The 24,029-nt window shown below is 50.9% G+C and carries 25 protein-coding genes; 9 read left to right on the top strand and 16 right to left on the bottom strand.

The window, feature by feature from the left end:
• Together ACO06L_RS08755 and ACO06L_RS08760 are read left to right on the top strand one after the other, a co-directional pair.
• Positions 1-546 (top strand): nucleoside 2-deoxyribosyltransferase, encoded by a 546-nt coding sequence (locus ACO06L_RS08755; protein ID WP_202348282.1) that lies wholly within the window; start codon positions 1-3, stop codon positions 544-546.
• 288 nt (positions 547-834) lie between these two features.
• Positions 835-1,041 (top strand): cold-shock protein, encoded by a 207-nt coding sequence (locus ACO06L_RS08760; protein ID WP_008172483.1) that lies wholly within the window; start codon positions 835-837, stop codon positions 1,039-1,041.
• 194 nt (positions 1,042-1,235) lie between these two features.
• Here ACO06L_RS08760 and ACO06L_RS08765 read toward each other — a convergent pair whose 3' ends face one another.
• Positions 1,236-1,535, bottom strand: a complete 300-nt coding sequence (locus ACO06L_RS08765) for a hypothetical protein (protein ID WP_202348281.1) — start codon at positions 1,533-1,535, stop codon at positions 1,236-1,238.
• A gap of 269 nt (positions 1,536-1,804) precedes the next feature.
• Between ACO06L_RS08765 and ACO06L_RS08770 the strand changes: the two genes are divergently transcribed.
• The 5 genes from ACO06L_RS08770 (at position 1,805) to ACO06L_RS08790 (ending at position 4,869) form a co-directional block, all read left to right on the top strand.
• Entirely contained in the window at positions 1,805-2,248 is a 444-nt protein-coding gene (locus ACO06L_RS08770) for a YHS domain-containing (seleno)protein (protein ID WP_202348280.1), read from the top strand.
• Between the two features lie 27 nt (positions 2,249-2,275).
• Positions 2,276-2,443 carry a hypothetical protein gene (locus ACO06L_RS08775; protein ID WP_162841248.1) on the top strand — a complete coding sequence of 56 codons (168 nt, stop codon included), beginning with the start codon at positions 2,276-2,278 and terminating at the stop codon, positions 2,441-2,443.
• A gap of 331 nt (positions 2,444-2,774) precedes the next feature.
• Positions 2,775-3,326: a hypothetical protein gene (locus tag ACO06L_RS08780; protein ID WP_320407648.1), complete on the top strand. Its 552-nt coding sequence runs from the start codon at positions 2,775-2,777 to the stop codon at positions 3,324-3,326.
• Between the two features lie 36 nt (positions 3,327-3,362).
• Positions 3,363-3,977: a PEGA domain-containing protein gene (locus ACO06L_RS08785; protein WP_202348279.1), complete on the top strand. Its 615-nt coding sequence runs from the start codon at positions 3,363-3,365 to the stop codon at positions 3,975-3,977.
• A gap of 145 nt (positions 3,978-4,122) precedes the next feature.
• Complete coding sequence (locus tag ACO06L_RS08790) at positions 4,123-4,869, top strand: NYN domain-containing protein (RefSeq protein ID WP_202348278.1); 747 nt, start codon at positions 4,123-4,125, stop codon at positions 4,867-4,869.
• A 31-nt stretch (positions 4,870-4,900) separates the two neighbouring features.
• On the opposite strand, the gene ACO06L_RS08795 is transcribed toward ACO06L_RS08790, so the two are convergent.
• Positions 4,901-5,230, bottom strand: a complete 330-nt coding sequence (locus ACO06L_RS08795) for a rhodanese-like domain-containing protein (RefSeq protein ID WP_202348277.1) — start codon at positions 5,228-5,230, stop codon at positions 4,901-4,903.
• 126 nt (positions 5,231-5,356) lie between these two features.
• Positions 5,357-5,791 (bottom strand): SRPBCC family protein, encoded by a 435-nt coding sequence (locus ACO06L_RS08800; protein WP_202348276.1) that lies wholly within the window; start codon positions 5,789-5,791, stop codon positions 5,357-5,359.
• A gap of 139 nt (positions 5,792-5,930) precedes the next feature.
• Here ACO06L_RS08800 and ACO06L_RS08805 point away from each other — a divergent pair, with 139 nt between their 5' ends.
• Positions 5,931-6,422 (top strand): MOSC domain-containing protein, encoded by a 492-nt coding sequence (locus ACO06L_RS08805; protein WP_202348275.1) that lies wholly within the window; start codon positions 5,931-5,933, stop codon positions 6,420-6,422.
• A gap of 492 nt (positions 6,423-6,914) precedes the next feature.
• Here the strand turns inward: ACO06L_RS08805 and ACO06L_RS08810 are convergent, their stop codons facing one another.
• From ACO06L_RS08810 to pqqA, 3 genes are all read right to left on the bottom strand, one after another.
• The gene (locus ACO06L_RS08810; protein ID WP_202348274.1) at positions 6,915-9,047 is read right to left on the bottom strand and encodes a PQQ-dependent dehydrogenase, methanol/ethanol family; all 2,133 of its coding nucleotides are present in this window, start codon (positions 9,045-9,047) and stop codon (positions 6,915-6,917) included.
• Positions 9,048-9,503: 456 nt separating this feature from the next.
• Positions 9,504-10,280, bottom strand: coding sequence for a response regulator (locus ACO06L_RS08815; protein WP_413816181.1), 777 nt, complete (start codon positions 10,278-10,280; stop codon positions 9,504-9,506).
• A gap of 317 nt (positions 10,281-10,597) precedes the next feature.
• The gene (pqqA, locus tag ACO06L_RS08820; RefSeq protein ID WP_202348348.1) at positions 10,598-10,672 is read right to left on the bottom strand and encodes a pyrroloquinoline quinone precursor peptide PqqA; all 75 of its coding nucleotides are present in this window, start codon (positions 10,670-10,672) and stop codon (positions 10,598-10,600) included.
• A 703-nt stretch (positions 10,673-11,375) separates the two neighbouring features.
• On the opposite strand from pqqA, the gene ACO06L_RS08825 reads away from it, so the two are divergent.
• Positions 11,376-13,319 (top strand): sigma-54-dependent Fis family transcriptional regulator, encoded by a 1,944-nt coding sequence (locus ACO06L_RS08825; protein WP_202348273.1) that lies wholly within the window; start codon positions 11,376-11,378, stop codon positions 13,317-13,319.
• Positions 13,320-13,403: 84 nt separating this feature from the next.
• Here the strand turns inward: ACO06L_RS08825 and ACO06L_RS08830 are convergent, their stop codons facing one another.
• From ACO06L_RS08830 to ACO06L_RS08875, 10 genes are all read right to left on the bottom strand, one after another.
• A complete protein-coding gene (locus ACO06L_RS08830; protein WP_202348272.1) occupies positions 13,404-14,657 on the bottom strand; it encodes a hypothetical protein in 1,254 nt (417 codons plus the stop codon).
• Positions 14,658-14,929: 272 nt separating this feature from the next.
• Positions 14,930-16,507: a GMC family oxidoreductase gene (locus ACO06L_RS08835; RefSeq protein WP_202348271.1), complete on the bottom strand. Its 1,578-nt coding sequence runs from the start codon at positions 16,505-16,507 to the stop codon at positions 14,930-14,932.
• An 11-nt stretch (positions 16,508-16,518) separates the two neighbouring features.
• Positions 16,519-17,079: a gluconate 2-dehydrogenase subunit 3 family protein gene (locus tag ACO06L_RS08840; protein WP_202348270.1), complete on the bottom strand. Its 561-nt coding sequence runs from the start codon at positions 17,077-17,079 to the stop codon at positions 16,519-16,521.
• 39 nt (positions 17,080-17,118) lie between these two features.
• Entirely contained in the window at positions 17,119-17,886 is a 768-nt protein-coding gene (locus ACO06L_RS08845; protein ID WP_413816198.1) for a lipoate--protein ligase family protein, read from the bottom strand.
• A 13-nt stretch (positions 17,887-17,899) separates the two neighbouring features.
• Positions 17,900-18,586 carry a 2-oxo acid dehydrogenase subunit E2 gene (locus ACO06L_RS08850; protein ID WP_202348268.1) on the bottom strand — a complete coding sequence of 229 codons (687 nt, stop codon included), beginning with the start codon at positions 18,584-18,586 and terminating at the stop codon, positions 17,900-17,902.
• 18 nt (positions 18,587-18,604) lie between these two features.
• Complete coding sequence (locus ACO06L_RS08855; RefSeq protein ID WP_202348267.1) at positions 18,605-18,838, bottom strand: lipoyl domain-containing protein; 234 nt, start codon at positions 18,836-18,838, stop codon at positions 18,605-18,607.
• Entirely contained in the window at positions 18,835-19,863 is a 1,029-nt protein-coding gene (locus tag ACO06L_RS08860) for an alpha-ketoacid dehydrogenase subunit beta (protein ID WP_202348266.1), read from the bottom strand. Before ACO06L_RS08860 ends, ACO06L_RS08855 begins: the two co-directional genes overlap by 4 nt.
• Before the next feature lie 30 nt (positions 19,864-19,893).
• Entirely contained in the window at positions 19,894-20,880 is a 987-nt protein-coding gene (locus ACO06L_RS08865; RefSeq protein ID WP_202348265.1) for a thiamine pyrophosphate-dependent dehydrogenase E1 component subunit alpha, read from the bottom strand.
• Positions 20,881-21,296: 416 nt separating this feature from the next.
• Positions 21,297-21,686, bottom strand: a complete 390-nt coding sequence (locus tag ACO06L_RS08870; protein WP_202348264.1) for a c-type cytochrome — start codon at positions 21,684-21,686, stop codon at positions 21,297-21,299.
• Between the two features lie 63 nt (positions 21,687-21,749).
• Positions 21,750-23,732: a pyrroloquinoline quinone-dependent dehydrogenase gene (locus tag ACO06L_RS08875; protein ID WP_202348263.1), complete on the bottom strand. Its 1,983-nt coding sequence runs from the start codon at positions 23,730-23,732 to the stop codon at positions 21,750-21,752.
• Between the last annotated feature and the right edge of the window lie 297 nt (positions 23,733-24,029).

A 24,029-nucleotide genomic window follows, 5' to 3' on the forward strand; every position in this document is an offset into this window, starting at 1 on the left:
ATGGAAAAGCCAAAACGAATCTATCTCGCCGGCCCGGAAGTCTTCTTCCCGGCTGAAGAACACCAGGCCATCGTGGCCGAGAAAAAGCGTCTGCTACTGGGACATGGTTTGATAGGCATAGACCCGCTGGACACCGAGCTGAGTTCGTCCGACAACGAGTCGAAATTCAGGCGCGGCCATCGGATCTACAGGGCCAATCGCAAACTTATGGACAGCTGCGATGCCATCATCGCCAACCTGACGCCCTTTCGTGGCATCAGTGCCGACCCTGGTACGGTCTTCGAAGTCGGCTATATGATCGGACAGGGCAAGCCCGCCTTCGGGTTTACCCTGAATAACCGGTACTACCGGGAACGGGCAGGCGGCACCGACATGGACAAGCTCGGCCATACCATTGAGGATTTCGAAATGAGCGACAACCTTATGATTGAGGGCGGCATCTACGGTTCTGGTGGCCAGCTCTTCGTCGCGGACCAGCCAGGCGAGCATCACTTCTTCTCAACAGAGCTCTTTCGCCGCTGCGTGCAGGCAGTGGCCCATGCCTGAAAACCCCCACTTCAAATCCCGCGGTATACAAAGGCACGCAGATTAAAGAAAACCTATGGTCTTTTATTAATATTTAAAAACTTTGCTATGCAGGGCCCTTTAATTAGCGTACTGTCTTTCTCGTTGGAAAGATTTAGCAAAGCATTTCACGAATAAGACCTCTTGTGTTGCCACACCTTTTGTCCTGTTTTTGATCCTGCACGTTTTTTTGTTTCCCGCATATCGCTGATTAAAGATCACAACGATCCTTTAGCGGCACCTTATTGATTAATTTCAGGATAATTCTTTATGTCTACAATTACCGGCAACGTTAAGTTCTTCAACGAAGCAAAAGGTTTTGGTTTTATCACTCGTGAAGGCGGCGCAGACGTCTTTGTTCATTACAGCAATATTCAGGGTGGCGGTTTCAAAACTCTGGCCGAAGGCCAGGAAGTTGAGTTCACCGTGACCCAGGGCCAGAAAGGCCCGCAGGCAGAGAACGTTATTGGCCTGTAAATAACAGCCAATACGTGATCAAAAAAGGCAGCCCTCGGGCTGCCTTTTTTATTGGAACAGGGAAGTCATCATCGAGCGAAAGACCAAGACCCAGTCAAGGCGATGGAGGCGCAACCTGCACTAAGATGGCATCCTTGATAGGATTTGCGACATCCTCAGTCTCATAACGTGCTGATTCTATGGAATCGCGTCTACTACATTGACGTTTGATCCCCGTCGGACATTCCATCCTTTTTCATGGTGTCTTTGTCCATATCTTCCTTCTTCATCCCCTCATCCATCATGCTTTCGGTCTTCATGCTTTCGGTCTTCATCCCGTCATCCATGGTGTCGGCCTTCATGGAATCTTTTGCCATGCCGTCATCTTTCATATCGTCATGCATCATCGTCTCGTCCATCCCCTTTTTGTCTTTATCCATGTCGTCCGCATGGGCCGGGGACATCAAGGCCAGGGTGGTGCCAAGAGCCAGAATAGTGGCTGTCAGGGTTTTCATTGTGCATTCTCCTTTGTGGAATATTTTCTATTCGACACTGCCCGGCCCCTGCCTGAAGGCCGTCAGTGTGAGAATGCAGAATAAACAGTACCGCTTACGTGGACGTCACGGCCCGATCAAGAGTCGGTAAAGGAGAGGTCACAAAACCTTCACGGCCGAACGAGCCCTACCGGTTTCAATGCCTTGCCCTGGTCACCACCTCCGGCTTTACCGGTGGCGCTTGAAACAAATCCACCTCGCCCGTGTCTATAGACAAAGGAGAAACCGACATGAAAAGACAACTGCTATTCATCATCTTCGCCCTATTCTTCACTGCCGGCGCCTGGGCTTCCGAGCCTGCCGTGTACACGGGTCTGCTAAGCAATACCGGAGCCGGCGGCTACGACACAGTCAGTTATTTTGAGACCGGAAAACCAACCAAAGGCTTGCGCGACTACACTGCAGACTATCAGGGCGTGACCTGGCGATTTGCGAACGCAGAAAACCAGGCACGTTTTGAAGCCAGCCCTGAACGCTTTGTACCCGCTTATGGCGGCTACTGCGCCTGGGCCGTCGCCCAGGGCTATCTTGCGAAGGGAGATCCACAACACTGGGCCATTCGGGACGGCCGACTGTATTTAAACTACAACCAGTCTGTTCAGGACCGATGGCTGAAGGACACTGACGGTTTCATTCGGCAAGCCAACGCAAACTGGCCGAAAGTTCTGGAATGACGAGAAAAGCCCAGACCGGAGTTTTTTATGAACTACGAACACGCAGTTGTAGAAGTAAAAGGAGACGTTGCCGTACTGCTCTGCAACGGGTGCGGCATCACGATCGCAGAGGGCACGAAACACGAGGACCGTGAGCACTACTGCACCATGTGCATGAGCGGCAATTGCAAAGCAAAATTCAAAAAGGGAGATTAAAGAAATACTACGAAGTCTTCCGGGGAAATAAACCTTCCCGCTCACTTCTCACCCACGGCGCTTTCATCAACGCCCCACGAGTGCTACTTCGAGCAGATTTTTTGTTCCGTTGAATCCTGATTAGCATGCCCGGTTTAATCTCCAACGCCTGCCGCCCAAATTTCGCATCCTGCCAGTCCCCTCAATGCGATTTCACGAGATTTTACTTCGGTTACCCACTCAGTTCATAGCAAGCTCACCAACGCTCAGCTACCATAGCGCGCCGCCGTAGGCTCCGGCTTAACGGCGGGAAATAAACCAAAATAATCAATTAAGTAAGAAGGAATCTACTGTGCGAAATGCAAGGATCCTGGCAGTGCTGGCTGCTCTACTGTACCTCACCGGCTGCGCTTCCGGCGCCAAAATGGGCAACATGGTGTATGAAGGGCCAATGAAGGCCTATGACACAGCCCTGCAGGACAATGTGGATGTCACCGACGTATCAGGCGGTGAAGAAACGAACCCCGCATGGACCTCCGAAATCGACAACGACGCCTTCGCAGGCGCCCTGAAACAAACCCTTCAGAAACAAGGTCTGCTCGCAGGCTCCGGCCGCTATCAGCTCGAAGCGCTCCTGCTGGAAGTTGACCAACCCATGTTCGGGCTGGACTTCGAGGTAACCACCCACGTGAGGTACATCCTCACCGACCGTGAAAACAACGGCACTGTAATCCTGAACGAAACGGTTGTCGCCCCCTACACCGCCACCATCGGCGATGCCTTCGCTGCCATCAAGCGCCTGAGGCTGGCCAACGAAGGCTCCGGAAAAGCCAACATCCAGGGTCTGCTCGACAAACTTTCCGAACTGCAGATCCAACCCGGTGATGTGTCCCTCACGCAATAACCCTGCTGGAACTCAGCTCCATTGAAAGGAAGCACCATGAAATACCCGCTACTAATTATTCTGGCCGCCACCGCGTTTCTGTCTACCGGTTGCGCATCGGTGGTCTCCGGAACCGACCAGAAACTCACATTCAACAGCGAACCTGAAGAAGCCACCGTTACAGTTTCCGGCCGCGTGCTGGGTAAAACGCCGCTGACAGTTCCGGTGGACCGCGGCTCTAACCAGTCTATTACCTTTGAAAAGGAAGGCTACGAGACCTACACCGCTCAGCTTTCCACTACAACCAACCCATGGTTCTTCGGGAACATCGTGATTGGCGGCCTGCTGGGTTCCACCACCGATGGCGTTTCCGGCGCCATTCACGAGTTCTCCCCTGACCAGTACTTCGTCACTCTGAAGCCTGACACCCCGACGGGAATCTCAACCTCCAAACCGCGACAGATCAAGGAAATCATCATCGCGTTCAGCGGAGAGTTTCGCCACCAACTGGCGAGCGGCGGTGGTGAAAAGGTCGACACCATCGTGCAACTACTGGGTGTCGATGCCTCGGAGAAAGCAACAACCGTCCGGGCACTAAACCAGCTTGCTCTGGCCAATGAGAACGACCTGGAGCTGGCCAAGACCATTATTGAGGTTTACGACGTTCAGTAACGGTCCATTGTCGAAACCGGGACGGACCAATTGTTCGATCCGTTCCGGTTCTCCCGGGAATGTCATAAGGTGGAATTCAAATCTGTCCAGCTTTTTACTGCTAACATAGGAACCCGCCATCTGAGACAGGGACAGCTCAAAGACAATGAACAGCAACTACAAAATTGCTCTACTCATCGACTGTGACAACGTCAGCCATCAATCCATCGAGGGCGTACTTCAGGAGCTTGCCAAGTATGGTGCAGTGAACGTGCGCCATGCCCACGGAAACTGGAACGGTCCGCAACTGGGTGGCTGGATTGAAAAGCTCCACGCCAACGCCATCAGGCCCGTTCAGCAGTTTGCCTATACAACCGGCAAGAACGCTACCGATGCCTCAATGATCATTGACGCCATGGATCTGCTCTACAGCGGAAACGTCGATGCCTTTGCCCTCATGACCAGTGATTCCGACTTTACCCCCTTGGTCATGCGAATTCTTGAGGCTGGCCTACCAGTCTTTGGCTTCGGCGAGCGCAAAACTCCCATGCCCTTCGTCAATGCCTGTTCTCAGTTTATCTACACGGAGAACCTGCGAGAAGACACCGAGGAACCCGACAGCGTCAACAACGGCGGCACACCCAAACCAGCTGTGGAAACCAAGTGGGGGCGGAACAAACTGAGGGGCGACACCGTGCTGGTGAGGACTCTGCGCACTGCGGTGGAACAAACGGCTGACGACGACGGTTGGGCCCATCTGGGCAAGGTTGGCCAGTACATTTCCAATAACAGCTCCTTCTCCCCTGTGAACTACGGGTATAAGAAACTGAGCGATCTCATCCGGGCCAGTGAACTCTTCGAGATAAGCGTACGGGATAAAAACGTTTTCTATATCAAGAGCCCCGAAAAATAGACCTGTTCCGAGTTTCGCGGTTTCCCATCAATTAGAGATTACGCGCCTCACGTGCCTCGGCAACGCTGCCAATGTTGTTCACATTGGTGTAGCCCGCACTTTCCAGAGCAGACTTCGCTTTGCCAGCTCTGTTTCCACTTCGGCAGTAAAGGTTAATCTCCATATCTTTGTCCGGAAACCGTTCGCTAACCCGCGCGACAATGTTCTGGTGGGGAATGAGAGGGTCTCCATCAATGTGATTCTGCCTGTGCTCCGCTTCCGTACGAACATCAATCCAAACCGGCTTCGCCTGGGCGAGCATCGGTGTAAGCACCAGTGATAGAAAAAGCAGTACAGCCCTTACCGAAACAAACCTACGCATAAGAAGCTCCTCGCAATGTGCGATTACAACTGATCTTACGATTAAAACTCATAGATAAGTTCACTGCGAGTTTAGTTCCGGACGATTGGCTACATAGACAGCCACCAGCCCCCCATGAAGGGTGATCTAAATCTTCTCAATCGACTTTAGGAGGGAGCTAAAGGCTTTCGAAAAGCTGCGTTCAGCCATCCTATCCATAATCCGACCAAGCAAGGGCACCTGCACAGCTCCCTCAGAAATCCAGGTCACACGCGTCTGTTCACCCTCGGGCGTTAAAACAATCTCCCCCTTCGTGTGCTGAACGGAGAACGGGCTCGATTTTTCAATGTGATAGTGCATCCGGTTTGGCCTCTCAAACCGGGTAATACGTTCAGTCAGCTCAAGCCGGCCGGCTCCGATAACCCGGAGCGCACCGGTCCCATTTTTCTCGTCGTTTCCCTCTTCAATCAGCACAGACCTGCTAACCCCTGGGAACCGATCATAGCTGGCATGGTCTGCGATGGCCTCAAAGACCGTGTCGATATCCTTTCCAACAACTCTCTCGACGTGAATGCGAAACATACCTACTCCTCAAATAAACGCGCTGACCAAAACGATACGCTTACGCCTCATCAAAAGAATGGGTTTTCTTCTATTTTTTGATACCTTCCTGAAAATGGAAAGGCGGAGCTGTTTCGCCTCTGTGCACGAGCGAGCGCCGATGTCTGAACCAACCCCACTTCAAACCCTGCTAAACACCCTCCCGCAATGCGGTCGCGTGGAATGGATTGGAATCCGCCCGGCACGCGGTGAGCCAATGCAGGCACTCGACAGCGTGGCGATAACCCCTGGCAAGGGCCTGGAGGGCGACCGATTCAAGGGTCGCGAAACCAGCAAACGGCAGGTAACCCTGATCCAGCAGGAACACCTGCACGCCATTGCGTCCTGCCTTCAACGTAAGGCCATCGCACCCGAGGTTTTCCGGCGCAACATTGTGGTATCCGGCCTGAACCTGCTGGCCCTGAAGGGTAAGCAATTCCGAATCGGCAATGTGGTGCTGGAATACACTGGCCTTTGCCACCCCTGCAGCAAAATGGAAACGTCACTGGGGCCCGGCGGTTACAACGCCATGCGAGGGCACGGAGGAATCACGACACGGGTGGTTCAAGCGGGTGACATTGCCCTTGGAGACGACGTCCGGGCCTGTCTGTAATCACGTTTCACTGAGAATGGAAATACCGCTGACCTCAGTCACCGTTTTGGCATCCGCCCGCTCAATGATTTTAAGGAGGGTGGACTGAATGGTTTCGTCTTCCCGGGCGTCACCCCCATTCACATGGCCCCAGAGACAAAGTTCGAATAGGCATTTACGCCAACAGACCTGTCCCCCTCGGATCACGCCAGAAAACATGCGGTTTCTCGGCGAAAAAAACACCAACAGGAGCCGGATTTTTCCAACTCTGAGTGGACCAATGCCGGGTCAGGGTCATCCTGCTTAAATGATGCTACTGCTGGTTTTGAGCAGATATGAGTGAATTCAGTTTTTACGAGATCCAAGAAAGCCTGAATCCAAAGTGATTAAAACATTGTTTAGAACATTTGTTTTATTCACTTGGACTCAGGCTTTTTTATTTATCCTAAGCTATTTTGCTTTTCAGTATTATCAATTCGAGTAATTAGTTTGACGTCCTGATGATTTGTTAGCTCAATGCCCGCCTCCAGGCTTCACGCCATCGTGTGCTTGCCGACGTATGTAATGACGAATGCTCTCTAGCTCTTCATCTGTCAAATCAGGGTACTCAGGCATACCGTTGGCCAGCAACGCGCCACCACGCACAATACTGTCGAATGCTTGCTCATTACCTTCGAACAGTATCGGCGATTCTCTCAGATCCGGTGCTTTGATGCCTGCAACCGCTCCAACGCCATGACAAGCGATGCACGCGTTTCCGGCAAAGACACCAGCGCCTGCCTCCGCTTTCTTGGGATCAATCTCAAACGCCTCATCGAAAACCGGCTTGGCGAGCTGGGGTTCCGGCTGTTCGGGGACAACTGCAGTACCGTCAAGAGAAAACGTCATGATACGGCGCTCATGCTCACCATATTTCCACCCATGTCCCTCAAAACCGAGCTCACCTGGTCCACCGAAGTTGGATGCCAATGCACCACCTGGACCAACCAGGAGGGAAATCATCTGCTTACCATCTAACTCGTACGTAATTGGGGGCGCAGAGATTCCAAGACCTACGTCATAAGTCCACAGAACATCGCCAGTGCGAGCATCATAAGCTTTAAACGTGCCGTCAGGCAGACCTTGGAAAACCAAATTACCCGCCGTAGTCAAGGTTCCGCCGCCCCAGGGACTCTTCTGGTTCACTTGCCATACGCGCTTATTTGCAACAGGATCCCAAGCCTGCAGAGAGCCACGGGACTCATGTGGATCTTTGGTTAATTCCCAACCGGTAAGGCCCATATACAGTTTGTGGCTTTCCATTTTATGACCCGGCCTAGTGTTTTTGCCGTCATCCTTAAAAGTGTTGCCTAAATGGTTCGTTGGGATGAAGGCAAGATTAAGGTTGGGGTTATAAGACATCGCATGCCAAGAGTGGGCACCGAATGCTGAGGGATAGATATTCTTCTCACCATCAGGGTACCTCGCACCGTCAGCAACAATATGACGCTGCTCTTCCAGGTCGAACTTGGTTGACCAGTTGGCGTCAGCGAATTTTTCAGCAGACAGGACCCTGCCGTCTGATCGATCAATCGTATAGAAAAAGCCGTTCTTCGGGGCATGCAGTACAGCATCGACATCCCTGCCATCGATCTCCAGGTTGGCCAGTACAAGATCCATGTTCGAGTTATAGTCCCAAGTGTCGCCTGGCGCGGTTTGGACGTGCCATCTATATTCGCCCGTATCCGCATCAACAGCTACGACAGAGGATAGGAACAAATTACTACCACCCTCTGGACTTCGAACTTTAATATTCCATGGCCCACCATTACCTGTACCGAAGATTAGCTGGTTATATTTCGCATCGTAAGTCCAGCCATGCCAAGCGTTACCGCCACCGCCATTCTCCCACCAACGGCCGCTCCAGGTTTTCGCGGCCATTTCCTGAGTTGCATCCTCAAATCCATCAGCGGGATTGCCGGGAACGATGTAAAAACGCCATACCTGTTCACCAGTCTCTGTATCATATGCGGTCACATAGCCACGAGTCGGACCAAGTTCTGTGCCCCCATTCCCGACAAACACTTTGCCATCAAACGCTTTAGGGTGACCTGTAATATTCAGCGGCTGACCATGTTCAAACGTTCTGGTTTGCCAAACCTCCTTGCCATCCTTTCTGGTAATCGCAATTAGACGCCCGTCCCATGTAGCAAGAAACAACTTGTCTCCATATGTCGAAAGGCCACGATTATGCTTCCAAAACACCTTCTTCATATCATTCTCGGCGATCTCTTTGGCAACCTCCGGATCATATTCCCAAAGCATCTTTCCGGTACGAGCATCGAACGCACGCACCCTGTTCATTTCCCCGACATAATACATAACACCATCCACAACCAATGGTGTCCCAACGATGTCGGATTTGTCCGGTAAAGGCGCATACCACTCAGGCTTGAGCTGGCTAACATTGCTTACATTGATATCCGCAAGCGGGCTGAACCTCTGTTCGGAATGCGTTCGCCCATAGGCTAGCCAATCAGATGTGTTTGACTCATCGGACAATTCCTTATCCGTAATATTCCTATCTGAAGCATGCAATGGCGTAATTGAAAGAAACGTAGCTGCCATGAACGCCGTTAGGCTTAGGCTGGACCGTATGAATTTCATTTGTTATCTCCTCAACTTAAGCTCTTTCTCGCTTCAGGCACGCCTCAAGCGAACTCCCACTGGAGAAACTTGTCCGACATATCTCTTGTTTTTGAATCGATTTCCAGTGTTACGCTCGATCAACGCAAGCAACATGCCACACCAACAACTGCATGTTTTTATTGGATTTAAAATTGATTTCTTTCTGCTCTAACCGTTATTTCAGGCCATATCGACGCAGCTGATGCGACAGTCTGTTTCAAGGAAGAGAATGAGGAGAACGACCACAAACCCGTGACCGAGGGAAAACGTAAAGTGGAGCTTAAATCGACTAGGTTTCGACGATACTGCCGAGCGTGATTGATACTTCTCTGGGGCGAATAGCCGCGAACCGATTGCAGGCTCACAAGGCAACCCGAGCTGACACCTTGTGGCGCTTGCCTTAACCTCTCACCTACTGAATTATCAAGAGCTTTACTAATTGCGCATTTGAGAAACGAGGTCCAAACAACTCGCTGCGAGAATCGCTTGCACTCGGTTCTGAACGTTAAGCTTACGCAGGATAGCCGAAACATGAGCCTTAACTGTCGTTTCGGCTATATGCAGGTTGTACGCAATCTGTTTGTTGGATTCGCCATAAGTCATTCGCTCCAAAACCAACAGTTGCCGCCTCGTCAAAGATTGAAACTGGTCTGGATCGACCGCTGCCTCTGGCCCCGAACGATCAGGTGCACGACCTCTTCCACGTTCGATAACGCCAGAACCTACACAGATACAAATCTTGCCAACCAAAACCTGTCGGATGGCGTCGACAATCTCATCTCGTGATGCAGATTTTGCTATGAACCCCATAGCTCCGCGACTGATCGCCTGCGCTGCTATGTGCCTACTTACTCTGACTGACATAACTATAATAGGCATAGAGGGAGCTATCTCATTCAAGCTGACCAGCCCTCCCAACCCTTGCATTTCCGGCATGTCAAGATCGAGGAACGCAAGGTTGAGGCCATCATTTTTTTTCACGATTTCCATGGCATCTTTCAAACTGGATGCCTCGACGACCTGCTGGCAACCCGGAAATTCAAAAATAACATCCCGAATGGCGTCACGAAAAAGCGGCTGATCATCAGCAATCATCGCCCTGGACAGTCTCACCATTTCGATTTCTGCCTGGCCGGTGCCACGAACTGAGAACTCTTGCAGCGTACCCTGACACCTATCCAAACGTCTGAGATTATTGGCTTCTTTTAGCATTAGTCATTCCTCGAACAGCTGCACTGCAGGCGGGTTTCGAACCTTAGCTCATTCACGCTCCAAACAAGCTCTTTCAAAGAGCATTTTAAAACGCGTCGCGTTATGGGAAGCATCAAGATTCATGCCAGTATGAATCACCCTTTGATCCTTTTGGGGCCTTGGGAAGAGCGAAGCTCAAGCACGATTACAGCAAAGGCGATGGTTGCAGGAACTCGCGCGAAATGAAGGAGAAGTGACAACTCAAATGTTTGAGCAATGGCGGTCAGTTTCAGACTTCACGAAAAACGACCAGCCGCAAAACGGCTGGTCGCGCTACTTCAACGGTTTGCGAAGTACATTGTCACTTCAAAACCAACTCGTAAATCAGTATAGGTAGGTGTTTCCCATTTCATCGATAGCGCTCCTGTTGATTGCGTTAATGATCTTACGCCAACTGCCAATAGCAGAGTACGCAAGGTGTCATGAAGCAAAAGTCAGACCACACGTATGCAGCGGTTTTTGCATCGCCATAACATGGCCTTGAAACATAATGGCGCCCTGAAAAGAACATTGTGTCGCAATCTTCACCAAATTCAGCAACAAGAATGGGCTGAGGGGGCAACTGTAGACTGTCTGCATGAAAATTTTTGTGGCACGAGAAATGCTTTGGAAGCTATCGCAACGATGAAGAGTCTTGTCTCCAGTTGGAACGTTGCATCTTCCTGAGGTTTGGTTTGTCGCTGCCCCTCGGGACTTTCGGGCGCGAAGCATCGCGCCCCTTTTTTTGGAGCATCATTAAGATCTCATGCTTCCCGAAAAAATGTGTATATCACTGATCACGTAACGCGCTAGTCAGAGGTGAGCCACGATAGTTGTTTTTTACATCTACTATTCGGTGTGCTCTAATGAATATTGCATTTCCATGGCAAATGGCATTTTGATCCGAGAGGCTAGGCCACGGGAAGCGAACTCCGGTCGGAATGTACGAGGTTAATGTGCATTTTGGTTAGCTGTTTCTGGCATTCGATCGCCCCGGACGACTAGCCAGATTATGAAAATAATAAAGAAAACCATGCTTGAGACTCTCAAGGCCATGGTTCTGATGAGGAAGAGAATATGCATCACTCTCATTTCCCTGATAATTCAAAAAGTCATAACCCTGCCGAAAGCCAATTCTGCGATACAAGTTATATCAAAACGTCGTGGGAACGCTGCAAACACAGATATAAGCTCTCACAAGCAAGCAAGACGGAAATCTTAACTCTTACGGAAAGCGAAATCCGCGAAAAGTGCGAACCCTTGGAACAGTTGATGCACGACTCATCGTCGATAATCGAAAGGGTTCGCCAAGTTGCACGGCAAAGCGGATACAGCGTCCTGATTAGCAATGAAGAAGGCGCCGCGGTCAAGGCATTCACAGATTCAGATCTTTCCGTTGAATTAGAGAACGGAGGCATCCGATTAGGAACGCTGTGGCAGGAGTCAATGGTTGGCACGAACGGATTGGGCACTTGCCTCGAAGAAAATCGCCCTGTCACTGTAAACGCCAAAGAACATTTCGGTAAAAATCTCCAAGCGTTTAGCTGTTCAGCTGCCCCCCTTATTGGTGCAGACGGGAGTATTCTTGGCGCTCTGAATTTGTCGACGTTTGCTAGTGGTAATCTTATTAATCAAGCGCTGGCGTTGAACTTCGTTACTGAAACTGCGGACGAAATCGAAGCCCTCATTTTTCTAAAAGCTTACGCCGGACGTTATATAGTTAGCCTAAGCTCCGAAATGCTCTCAACACACAATACCAATGCATTGATAGCATTCAATGACGACTGCACGATAATCTCGGCTACGACTCCGGCGCTTCGCCAACTGAATTGTCGCAATCGCTACGACCTCGTCGGAAGGAACTTTCAAGATACTTTCGAGCTCAAAGCAGAGGATCTGGCTCAGAGCTCGGCTTTGAACCACCAGTTCCATTTAAATGGGCAAGTATATCGATTTTACCTGGCGCTACTTTCAGCTCAGAACCAAGCCAGCAAACTCAGTCTGCATCGGACAGATTCACCAACAAGGAGCTGGCAATCCACAAACAATACCCAACCATTGCTTGAAACAGCCGGAAGAGATCCCGAATTACTCCAACAGGCGAAGCGATGCATGCGTGTTATTGATAAGGGGCTAAGCATTCTCCTGCAGGGGGAGACAGGTACAGGCAAAGAAGTCTGGGCCAAAGCACTTCACGACTGCAGCGCACGGAAAAACAAACCCTTTGTGGCTGTAAATTGTGCAGCAATCCCAGAATCGCTTATTGAGAGCGAGCTTTTCGGCTACGGCGCGGGCACTTTCACCGGCGGACTTAAATCAGGCAAAGTCGGCAAGATTGAGGCAAGCAATGGAGGCACTCTGTTTCTGGACGAAATCGGAGACATGCCTGCCGAAATGCAGGCCCGACTACTGCGCGTTCTAGCCGAGGGCGAAATAGTTCCGCTCGGCGAGGTAAAACCTGTGGCAGTAGACATAAACGTGATCTGCGCTAGTCACCGAGATTTGGAATATTATGTTAGCCAGGGCGATTTCCGCGAAGACCTTTATTATCGGATAAGCGTATTCAAGGTAAGCTTGCCCGCCTTAAGGGAACGTCAGGATAAAAAACATATAATCCAAAAAGTATTAAACAGCCTGAAAATAGAGGGCGCCGACAGCATTTCTTTGTCCCCGAAAGCGGAGGAGGCTCTGCTCAATTACCACTGGCCAGGCAACATCCGTCAATTAAAGAACGTGCTTCAATACGCGGTCTGCATTTCTGATGGTATCCAGATAAAGACCGACGACCTTCCAAGAGAAGTTTTCAAACCGCAAGTTGAGACTGCTGCACGGAGAGTGCCAAATGCGCAGCTTGCCCATAATGAAGTACACAACCACGCCGAGAAAGAACAATTAATTGCAACTTTGGAGCAAAACCGGTGGATTGTCACTCGTGCCGCGAAGGCTTTAGGAGTCAGCCGATCGACTCTTCACCGAAAAATAAAAATGCATGGTCTCCTGCTGGACGGTCAAGAGCATTAGGCCACAGCGCCTGTCAGACACTTTGTGGGTCATCAAGCAGAGTACCCCGACATCAATTAGCTCCGGGTACTCCACTAGATAAGGTCAGAAAACGAGCGACATCTCAACCGAAACACCGTCCCACTCAGCGCTTCCAGTTCCATCCACGTTCTGGCCTCCAGATAGGGCTTCCTCTTTTTGGTTCGCGTACTCTACCTTCAACAAAGCACTATCAGTGAAATGGTAACCGCCCGCCAGCTGCCACCGATACAGTGAGTTGTCAGTAGAGATGTCACCTGTCTCATTTTCAGAGGCTGTATAACGGGCAGCGAGATACAGGTTGTCCGCTACATCAAACTTGGTTTCCAAACCATAAAAATCCATTTCAGCATCAACTTTTTCAAAGCTGCCACTGATGGGTCGATATTCACCCCCTGCATCCTGCCAGGCATAGTTGTCTTTCGCCTGACCATAAAACCCGTGAATCAGCAGTGGTCCTTTACGATATTGCGCATTCAGTTGCCAGATAAATGCTTCAATACCGGGGATAATCGCGACATGGTTAACCTGACTCGGGCCTCGCGTGGCAAATGCATAATTATCACCATCGCCCAGACCAATCAGAGAATTAACAACGGCACCATCGACTCGACTGCACACGCCACTGCTGCAAACAACATCGCCATTGGTTTTGAAAAGACCAGTTCCAAGGGACAAGCCATTATCGAAATTCACTGTGCCGCGTGCTTGCAAATTAAAGCCGGCGCTCTCGGTGTGATCCCTCAGGAAGCTGGGGCTGGACACACCCAGATCCCAGGTAACGTCAGTGCCTGAACCAATTTCTTCTGCTCCCAGAAGCCACAGGCCTTCCTCGGCGGTGATCATATCTACTGGAGTATTCCCAATAAAAGGATTGCTCTGTACAACCGGTCCATCTGAATAACGCAGGAATGTTTGTGTGGTAGACATGATCGTACCGAGGCGGGCCTTCACCCCATTATTGAAATCCGCCTGGATCCACCCTAGATCCATATGTATACCAAATGGATCAAACCCCGCATCCGTGCTCAGATCGTTCGGTTCTTCTGACAGTTCCGCAAAAGCCGACCACATCTCATCAATTTCAGCGTTAATATGAAGGGCGTACCGAAAGCGCTGAAATCCCGCACTTGCTTCATCATCAGCAGTAGTAACTCGCCCCGCCCCTTCCAACTCAATTGGCGACTGAAATGCCTGCATCACGGCGCCATTTATAGAGAGCTTCCCATCCATGAATTGAGCGGCGTTCGCACTACCAAAAGAAAGCATCGGAACCCCAAAAAACATAACCGTATTAATAAAAACAATTTTTTTATTCATGCTAACCTCTTTAAGAATCGTTGGACACCAAGCGTCAGATATTGGCCAGGCGCTCAACACTAGGTTAGCAATTTAAATGCCACCAAATTTAAGTTATAAGACACTGTTTTTTAAAGCATAAAACAAAACGCAAAAACAATAAAAACAGACTGTCGCAAACATAAGACAGTATGAACGATCCAAACTTAATTCTTATTTAAAAAAAAGCCCTTGAATATAATCAAGGGCAAAAATTCAACAACCTAAATTTGAATAATGAAACCTAAAACACACTATATATTTCTTTTACTCATCTGATCAGCAATATAGTCTGCTTGTCGAATAGCTAAAGCAACAATCGTCAATGTTGGATTCTCAGTTCCACTACTGGTGAACTGGCTACCATCAGAAACAAACAAATTATCAATATCGTGGCTTTGTCCCCAACGATTTACCACACCATCACGTGCATGCTCACTCATTCGGTTCGTGCCCATATTATGACTGGCGGGGTAAGGGGGGAGATCCGTTACCTTTAACGCACCCACTGACTCAAACAGCTCCTTCGAACGCGCATACGCGTGGTTGCGCATCCGGGTATCGTTTATGTGGTCGGTCTTGTAGACCACCGGAACTGGTAGTCCATACTGGTCTTTTTCCGTAGGGTGCAGAGTAATATTGTTAGACTCGACTGCCATGTCTTCACCACAAATCCAGAACCCTGCCATATGGTCATAGTTCTCAAGCGATTCAGCAAGTTCACGCCCCCAACCACTCTTACCTGGATTCATAAAGGCGGACATAAACGGCAGCCCCAAATGCAGGATCTCAAGCTCATAGCCCCCCAAATACCCGCGCGAGGGATCGTTGTTCTGATACTCGGTGACAATCCCGGGCACTACCGTACTTTTATACATATGCACCGGTTTTTCGAACTCAGCGTACACTCCACCCGTGGTGTGGGTCATATAGTTCTGACCAACCTGACCGGAGGAGTTGGCCAGGCCATTGGGAAACATATTTGACGCAGAGTTGAGCAGCATCCTTGGCGATTCGATCGAATTACCCGCGACAGCCACAACCCTAGCCTTCTGCAGGTGTTGATTACCATTCCCATCCGCGTAGAGGACCCCACTCACTCTTCCGCTGGCGTCATGTTCAATTCGCAACACCATAGACTCTGGCCGAACATCCACGTTTCCAGTCGCTTCAGCTTTTGGGATCTCGGTGTACATGGTCGACCACTTGGCGCCAATGCGACAGCCCTGCATGCAGAAACCTGCCACCTGACAAGCTGGACGGCCATCGCGAGGCTGAGTGTTTATTGCCAGGTGTGCCTGCTCACATTGCGCACCTATCCGTTTGGCGCCCTCCGCAACCACCTTATAGTGGCTGCTCTTGCCATGGAACGGCATGCCGGTCGCTTCAGTGCCGCAAACCCCCATCTTCTTCTCGGCTTTTTCGTAGTAGGGTTCCAGCTCCTGGAGGGTAATTGGCCAGTCCAGTACATTCGCTCCGGGAACGGTACCGTTGGTGGTTCTCATTTTGAATTCATGCTCCTGGAACCGCATTGCGACACCAGCCCAGTGCATTGTGGCACCACCGACACCCTTAACGATCCACGCTGGTAGATTCGGGAAATCTTTAGCCAGTCGAGCTGGGCCCTCGACATAGCGTTTATCCAGCCAGGAAATCTTGCCGAACATCTTCCATTCGTCATTCTCGATATCAGACATCTTGAATCGTTTGCCGGCTTCGAGAACAACCGAACGGATTCCCTTCTGGGCCAGTTCGTTGGCCAGGGTGCCACCGCCGGCCCCTGAACCAATAATCACAACCAAACTATCATCATTCAAATCAAACTTAGCCATTGCCTTTCCCCTTAAATCCAATCGATTTCGTCATAGCCGCGATTGATGTAACCGCCGTGCTGCCATGACGAACCACCAAAGCCGAACTTTTCCCAGATTTCGGGATTGTTGTAGATCCCCATCATGAGATCGCCTTTGATTTTTTGGAAAAAGGCGGAGGCCTCTATGGCCTTCAACACCGCCACTCGCTCTTCTTCTGTCTCGATATTGAGATAGGTGGTGCCGTATCTGGCCCTGGATTCCTGATTCAGGGCGTGGATTCCAACGGTGAGCTGATCCATCAGTTTCGGGTCGGTCTCTGCCTGTTTGGCAAGGGGAACCATCACCTGCCGATAGTATTTATCTTCGAGGGTATCGTGAGGGTAGACATCTCGGGCCATCCGAAGAAGCGTCCGGTTGCTTTCCTCGCCAATCTGCTTTGCAGCCTGGCTATCCGCTGCAAACAACCCCGTAGCAGACAAGATCGCCACACTGCCCACCAGAGTGGCTCCTGAACCAGCGAGAAACCCCCGCCGACTCATCCGATGACCTGAAGCTTTGAGGTGTTGACTTAATTTTTTGTCATTGTTCATATTCCCTCCTCGTATCGTTACCTTGCTCAATTCTTTCGATCAAAAGCTCGACGGAACTGGACTTTGATCGACTCTGGAAAACATAGAAATGTGTTGCTGTACGACCCTATCCAGGTCTTTCATTGCTCTTCTTATGAAGGCCTCTCCACGCTGCTGCATGATCTCCGACATACAGATGTGGCGATCACCAATGATGAAAGGAGGGAGTTGACAGGCTTTATAAAATTCGTTGGAAACTTTCCAAATCCGCTCGAGGCCCTCATCACAGAGAATAACGGCATGAAGCAGGATTGCGGTGTCCTCCCCTTGTCCGGTCGACATCGGACTCTTGATGCGTTTGCGCCGCTGAGCAGTCCCTGCGATCTTTTTTCCATTAACCACCAGGTTGAAATCACCATTGCAAAACGCACCATCAACGCTGGAGCAGTACGCATGTATGCCCATAGCTTCAAGCCAATGGAGAAGGGGCTGGCAGATCAGAGAGTAACTTTCACGGATGCCGATTTTCTCTCCTTTCCTGGACACCACCATTGAGAGATTTATGAATCCTGTTGTCTGAGGTGTCATCTCACCACCAGTGCTACGAACAACCACTGGCCACCCTTTCGACTCACAATATTTCGAAGCGAGATCAAATCCCTGTCTATGAGTTGCACTACGAGGTACTACGAGTGCCTGACGACTTCTCCAGATGGAATAACCGAAACGACTCTGGCCCGACGCCACTTGCTCAAGCAGTCGTTGCTCGATTGCCAGCCCCTCTTGAACGGGCATGGGCGTGATGCAACAAAGGGCATTTTGCGACATTACTCCTATTTCTTTAGCGGCCAGCACTTTCGACCTCCTCGCACAAATCGCTGAGAAACTCCGCCGCCGGCCCACCGTCCACTGCTCGATGATCGAAGGTCAGTGACAGCCCCATAAAACGACGACTTGTCCACTGTCCTGCAGAACTCTCTACTGGCCTGGTATAAGTTTCACCGATGCCCAGAATCGCGAGTTGCGGCAAATTGATGATGGGCGTGAAAAAACGGACACGAGATCGCCCAAGATTGCTGAGCGTGAACGTGCCTGCGGTCATTTCAGGCACCGATAAATCCCCGTTCCTTGCCCGCTCAAGCATGCCTTTACGGGCTTCAGCCCTCTCAATCAGGCTTTTTTCGTTTGCATCGAACACCACTGGCGCAATCAGCTTGTTGCCCGGCAAAGCGATAGCGAAACCCAGGTGTACATTCCGGTAATATCGAATTTCTTTATCTTCGATGCGGCCGTTAAGTCCTGGATGTCTGACCAGAGTTTTGACTACGCAGTCTGCCAAGAGGTCTTCAATTGAAACCTTGGTTCCGCTCTCGGCCAGCGCATCCTTGAAACTGAGCAGAGCGTCAATTTCGCATTCCGCGTGATGGGTCAGCTGAGCAGCCTCATCGAGGCTGCGTCTCATGTTGCTGGCGATCATGCCCCGCAATCCCTTCAAAGGGATTGCGTTAGTAATATCGTTGTCTGACATGTCTTGAGCTCCAGGCATCTATGCGATCTCGGCCACGCAATCACCCTTGGCGACCACGTCATCGATCTCTTTCAAAATCGACAAAGAGCCTGAGGCTGGCGCCAGTAATTCGTACTGGATCTTTGCCACCATCAGTTCAGCGATCATGTCGCCCTCGGACACACTGGCACCATCGCTTACCAGCCATGAGGTTATGACTGCTTCGTCGTCTTCTTCCCAAAGGTCGTGCGGAACTAATACCTCGGTGCTCATTTTTCAGCCTCCTTCATTTTGGCGAACGCTTTTACAATCTTGTCTGCGCTTGGCAGGGCCCACTGCTCCATTACAGGGGTGAACGGAATAGGAATATCCGGGTAGGCAACTCGCTGAGGCGCGGATTTCATGGGAACACCGACCTCGGAAACAGATGCGATGATTTCGGCAGTCATGCCATAGCTGTGGTAATCCTCATCCACAACAATCAGCCGACCGGTTTTTTTCACCGATTCAATAACTGTTTCTCTGTCCAGGGGCACCAGCGAACGCAGATCCACGACTTCAGCACTAACGCCCTGCTCTTCGAGTTCGCGGGCAGCTTTCAGGCCATGGTGCACCCCCGAGGTGATGCCGACGATCGTGACATCGGCACCTTCCTTGGTGATCGCGGCTTTACCCAGCGGCACTTCATAAGCCTCCTCAGGCACATCGACAATGGCTTCCTTCTCGGTGCCAAGCCATCCCATCCCCTGCAGAGCCTTGTGGAACATGAAGATCACCGGATTCGGATCGCGAATGGCGGCTGTCATCAGGCCCTTGGCATCATAGGCATTCGATGGCGCCACGACTTTCATGCCAGGGAGGTGCGCAAAGGTAGCGTGCAGGCATTGAGAGTGCTGGCCACCATCGCTGTAGCCGCCGCCAGTGGACGTCATCAGCACCATGGGCACATTGATCTCACCGCCGGCAAAGTAGGTGTTCTTCGCCATCATGTTGTAGATAGCATCGAAACAGACTCCGAAGAAATCCACGAACATCAGCTCCACTACCGGTTTCATGCCGTCTGAGGCAGCGCCAACCGCAGCACCGATAAAGGCGGTTTCGGAGATTGGAGTGTCCTTCACACGCTCTGACCCAAACTCCGTGTATAGCCCGCGGGTATTCCCAAATACACCACCGAGCTCACCAATATCCTCACCCATCAAAAAAACTTTCTCGTCTTCACGCATCTCCATGGCTATGGACTCAGCCATGGCACGAGCAATCGTTAGTTTTCGGTTTTTTCCATTCACCTGCGTCATGCTTCTTCTCCTGTTTACTTGGCCCGAATCTCAAACAAACACTTTTTCCAGCGCCTCTTCAGGCGCGGGGTACTCACTGTCGCGGGCAAACTGGATTGCTGCGTCGACTGTTTCTCGTGCCTGTGATCTCAATGCTTCATCCTGTTCTTCGGTCCACTGATAACGCTCGTTCAGGCGTTTCTTGAACGCGGGGATGGGATCGATCGTTGCAAGATGCTCCTTTTCGCCAGCGGGACGGTATGCCTCGGCGTCGCCCATGAAATGGCCTGCCAGTCGAGATGTCTCGATCTCAATGAGAGTCGGCCCCTCACCGCGACGGGCTCGCTCTATGGCCTCGCCGGCCTTCTCGAAAATCTGAATCGGGTCGTTATTGGGAATGTGAACACCGGGCATCGAATAGGCCACGGCTCGATCAGAGTTGTGCTTCACCGCGGTACTGGCCTGTTTCGAAACCGAGATACCCCAAGCGTTGTCCTCAATCACGAAAACAACGGGCAGTTTCCAGACCGAGGCAAGGTTCAGCGCCTCGTGGAACGCGCCCTGATTGGCCGCACCTTCCCCGAGATAAGCGATCGCCACACCCGACTTGCCCTGCATCTTCCGAGATAGCGCGGCACCAGCGGCAACGCCGACGCTCTCGCCAATGATTCCGGAGCAGGAGAAATTCACATTGGCATCGAAGATGTGCATATGGCCGCCACGACCACCACTCAAACCCGTCTTCTTCCCAAAGATCTCTGCGGTCATCTTCATGAGATCCACACCTTTGGCGATAGCTATATGGTGAGGGCGATGAGTGGAAACGACGATGTCTTCCTTGTTCAGATGTGCACAAACACCCACAGCACAGGGCTCCTGCCCATTGGAGAGATGCATCTCGCCAGGAATAGGCCCTTTAGCCATATTGAAAGCAGGGGTCTTGCCCTCCATGTAAATCTTCTCTATTGACTCCTCAAAGAATCGACTGATCACCATATGTTGGTACATCCAGATTTCTTGTTCTTGGCTTGGCGTCATTTGTATCTCCCGTCTCAAGTAGTCCAATTTCTGCATAATCAATTGACGACAGCGATCGCTGCGCCCTTGTCTTGAGCACAAAAAAGCAATCCTCTTGCCAATTAACAAGCAATTGTTTTAATTAGAATTTTTTTGCCTATCGAGGGCATTCACGTCAGTCTGTTGCAAGCAAAAGGCACACTGTGTAGCACCGCACGAAAACGATGTGACCGTGAGTTGAGATCTCTGGTGCTCAATAAAGCCTGGGATATGGGAAGTGACTTCAAGACACTCAATCAGAGCAAACGATTGGGCTGAGGACTGCGGCAAGACGCCCCCCAGAACAAGTGAGAGCGCGTCTTACCGACAAAGAGCGTGGATTAGAGGTTTGCTTTGTTGTAAGTCAACGAATAGGGGCTCAGATGGTTGCCTAAATATTATTCGGTGGTTCCGAGATACTTAATGTAAGCGACAAGTTCCCAGATTTCGTCATTAGTAAGAATCCCTCCCCAAGGCGGCATGGGAGTGGCTCCTTTTCCGCCTTCATAAATAGTTTTAAAAGCTTGCACCGGGTCAAGATCATCCCTATTGATGAATAAGGCAGGTTCTCTGCCGTGGCAATAGTCTGCACAGGTGGATTGGAAAGTCATCTCCCCAGCGGAAATCCTGTCAGGGTCTTTCAAATCGACGTCCACGCCTTTCTCCCAAGGCGGAGAAGCATCCGTACCCGAAGCACTCTGGGAATCAGGCACGCCACCCGCCCAAACCAATCCTGCCCCCGACAACATCAGCGTAAAAAGCAATACTATCGTTGAACTCTTTTTCATGATCACCTCGTCTGATGAACCGGGCTTACTCAACCGTGAGCAAGCCCGATTGCTTTAAACGAATCAATCGCCGACTTTTACGGCAACCAGTTTCGCGTCTTGTCCTGCACCGCCCACCGGCAGAACCACGTAATGTTTGTCATTGACGCTATAAGACATCGGGGCTCCGAAAACACCGCCAGGAAGTTCAACCTCGCTGATCAATTCTCCGGTGTCCGCGTCATGGGCATAGAGGAAAGGCTCCTCCTCTTTCTCACTCGCATTGGCCACAAGCGCGTTACCCCGAGTGGACAGCCCTACCATGCCGTATGTGCCTTCTGGCGCGACAAAAAGAACCTCGTCGGTCAAAGTAAAATGACTTTGCCTGGGTACACCCAACCGATCTAAATTCAGATGCTTGATTGCCGGGTGGTCCACCGGGCCCTTCCCAGCAGGAATCCGCCAGAGATGCTCTCCGGTGTCCATATCAATAGCGACAATGCTCGAGAAAGGAGGCTTCAACAGTGGCAACCCCATAGGACCGCCTACGCCAGCCCAAGTACCTGTGTACTCGTAAGCTGCAAGTTTTTCCTTCTTAAGCCTGATAGCAAAAGGAATCTTGAAAGGGTTCACGTACATGACGTTCGTGTCCGGATTATGAGCGGCGCCTGTCCAACTTGACCCGCCCAATACGCCAGGAACCTGCAATGTTCCGCCTTTGGTCAGTGATGGAGGGGTGTACAACTCCCCATAGTTGTATCGATTGAGAATTTTTTGTGCGCCAGCCTTCAGCTCAGGCGTCAAGTCGATCAGATCGTCCTCAGACACGCCTTGCTGGGCATACGCGGCTGGCTTGGTTGGGAATGGCTGTGTTGGCGAAAGTTTTTCGCCAGGTACGTCTGATTTAGGTACGGGTCTCTCTTCGATTGGCCAGATGGGCTCTCCAGTCAACCGATCGAAAGCAAACAGAAACCCTTGCTTGGTCGGTAAAACTACGGCTTTAATGCGTTCTCCATCTACATTCAAATCCATGAGATTGGGAGCTGTTGGAGGGTCGTAATCCCAAACACCATGATGGGTGATCTGAAAATGCCAAGCCACTTTTCCGGTATTCACATCAAGAGCCACCAGGGAGTCGCCAAACAGGCCATCCCCAGGGCGCTCACCACCGTAGAAATCGTTGGTTGGCGTCGAAACCGGCAAAAATACCAAACCATTTTCGTCATCACAGGAAGGGCGGGCCCAAACATTCATACCCCCAGTTCGCTTCCAGGCGTCAGTCTCCCAGGAATCATTGCCGAGTTCGCCAGCTTGTGGTGGATTTCGAAACACCCAACTACGCTCGCCAGTCTCAACATCGAATGCTTGCACGTCCCCGGGAGGATGATACTTCATTGGAGCACGGCCAATCGCAAAGGAGTCCAGCACCGCTAAACTGGGAATGACTTTGCCTCCACAAATAATGGGGGGAGATGTCGGTGAGATTAGCGAACGATCAACATCGCGCAGATAGCCTTTCGTCAGGTCGACTTTCCCGTTTTCCCCCCACGAATCAATCGGCTTCCCCGTTTCGGCGTTCAAAGCAATTAGGTAACCGTCGCTCGTGCCAGCAATGATTCGTTTATCTTCGCCCTCTTCCCAATAGCTCAAACCACGGCTGATAAACCCCAGGTTAGGCGGGGTTCCAAGCGTGTAGGCCTTTGGATCATAGGTCCATAGCGTTTCGCCTGTTTCACCATCAATGGCAGAAACAAAGCTCATCGGCGAGCTGGAATAGAGAACGCCATCAATTGCCAAGGGCGTAGACTGGTTCATCCAAGTAATTAGATCAGGGTTATCTTTCCATACCTGATTGTCTGGCATGGACCACTCCCATACCACCTCCATATTTTCGACACTGTCTTTGGTAACCAGCGGCGCTTTAGAGAATTTCGATCCAGTTTTATCGCCGTCATACGCTACCCAGTTCGCCCCCGAACTTGCAGTCGCGCAGCCGGCAAGCCCCAAGCTGGCCAAAGCAACCGCCGACACTAACGCCCTACAACTTGGAATTGGTTTTATGCTCATCGTTTGATCCTTTATTGTTCCGGTTAAAGAGGCTGCTAATGTTATTTTTGGCTCAGCGCCTACATGCCTCTCTCGACTAAAGGCAAAGCCTGTGCCCCGAAGGCAAAGTTGTTAAAATTCATTACGTTGAAGAATTTAGAAGACACTTGAGCTGGCTAAGGGACAACACAATGTCGCAGGCATTCAGAAATGTGCGACAGCATGTCTCAACGGACAGGCCATCAATCGGACCCTTATAGCCGCCTTTTAAGTAACGTCATCCAAAAGAGTGGCTGTAGGAAGCAACAAATAGCATTG

This window comes from Marinobacter sp., from assembly GCF_965229985.1.
In the GTDB taxonomy this organism is placed as follows: Bacteria; Pseudomonadota; Gammaproteobacteria; order Pseudomonadales; family Oleiphilaceae; genus Marinobacter.

Bases quoted from the DNA above. Each gene is read 5' to 3' on its own strand.
- ACO06L_RS08855 (WP_202348267.1), bottom strand. From the start codon at position 18,838: ATGAGCACCGAGGTATTAGTTCCGCACGACCTTTGGGAAGAAGACGAC.
- ACO06L_RS08870 (WP_202348264.1), bottom strand. From the start codon at position 21,686: ATGAAAAAGAGTTCAACGATAGTATTGCTTTTTACGCTGATGTTGTCG.
- ACO06L_RS08770 (WP_202348280.1), top strand. From the start codon at position 1,805: ATGAAAAGACAACTGCTATTCATCATCTTCGCCCTATTCTTCACTGCC.
- ACO06L_RS08835 (WP_202348271.1), bottom strand. From the start codon at position 16,507: ATGGCTAAGTTTGATTTGAATGATGATAGTTTGGTTGTGATTATTGGT.
- ACO06L_RS08815 (WP_413816181.1), bottom strand. From the start codon at position 10,280: ATGCTAAAAGAAGCCAATAATCTCAGACGTTTGGATAGGTGTCAGGGT.
- ACO06L_RS08845 (WP_413816198.1), bottom strand. From the start codon at position 17,886: ATGTCGCAAAATGCCCTTTGTTGCATCACGCCCATGCCCGTTCAAGAG.
- ACO06L_RS08860 (WP_202348266.1), bottom strand. From the start codon at position 19,863: ATGACGCAGGTGAATGGAAAAAACCGAAAACTAACGATTGCTCGTGCC.
- ACO06L_RS08765 (WP_202348281.1), bottom strand. From the start codon at position 1,535: ATGAAAACCCTGACAGCCACTATTCTGGCTCTTGGCACCACCCTGGCC.
- ACO06L_RS08810 (WP_202348274.1), bottom strand. From the start codon at position 9,047: ATGAAATTCATACGGTCCAGCCTAAGCCTAACGGCGTTCATGGCAGCT.
- ACO06L_RS08840 (WP_202348270.1), bottom strand. From the start codon at position 17,079: ATGAACAATGACAAAAAATTAAGTCAACACCTCAAAGCTTCAGGTCAT.
- ACO06L_RS08805 (WP_202348275.1), top strand. From the start codon at position 5,931: ATGTCTGAACCAACCCCACTTCAAACCCTGCTAAACACCCTCCCGCAA.
- ACO06L_RS08800 (WP_202348276.1), bottom strand. From the start codon at position 5,791: ATGTTTCGCATTCACGTCGAGAGAGTTGTTGGAAAGGATATCGACACG.
- ACO06L_RS08850 (WP_202348268.1), bottom strand. From the start codon at position 18,586: ATGTCAGACAACGATATTACTAACGCAATCCCTTTGAAGGGATTGCGG.
- ACO06L_RS08795 (WP_202348277.1), bottom strand. From the start codon at position 5,230: ATGCGTAGGTTTGTTTCGGTAAGGGCTGTACTGCTTTTTCTATCACTG.
- ACO06L_RS08785 (WP_202348279.1), top strand. From the start codon at position 3,363: ATGAAATACCCGCTACTAATTATTCTGGCCGCCACCGCGTTTCTGTCT.
- ACO06L_RS08875 (WP_202348263.1), bottom strand. From the start codon at position 23,732: ATGAGCATAAAACCAATTCCAAGTTGTAGGGCGTTAGTGTCGGCGGTT.
- ACO06L_RS08830 (WP_202348272.1), bottom strand. From the start codon at position 14,657: ATGAATAAAAAAATTGTTTTTATTAATACGGTTATGTTTTTTGGGGTT.
- ACO06L_RS08865 (WP_202348265.1), bottom strand. From the start codon at position 20,880: ATGACGCCAAGCCAAGAACAAGAAATCTGGATGTACCAACATATGGTG.
- ACO06L_RS08755 (WP_202348282.1), top strand. From the start codon at position 1: ATGGAAAAGCCAAAACGAATCTATCTCGCCGGCCCGGAAGTCTTCTTC.
- ACO06L_RS08760 (WP_008172483.1), top strand. From the start codon at position 835: ATGTCTACAATTACCGGCAACGTTAAGTTCTTCAACGAAGCAAAAGGT.
- ACO06L_RS08825 (WP_202348273.1), top strand. From the start codon at position 11,376: ATGCATCACTCTCATTTCCCTGATAATTCAAAAAGTCATAACCCTGCC.
- ACO06L_RS08775 (WP_162841248.1), top strand. From the start codon at position 2,276: ATGAACTACGAACACGCAGTTGTAGAAGTAAAAGGAGACGTTGCCGTA.
- ACO06L_RS08790 (WP_202348278.1), top strand. From the start codon at position 4,123: ATGAACAGCAACTACAAAATTGCTCTACTCATCGACTGTGACAACGTC.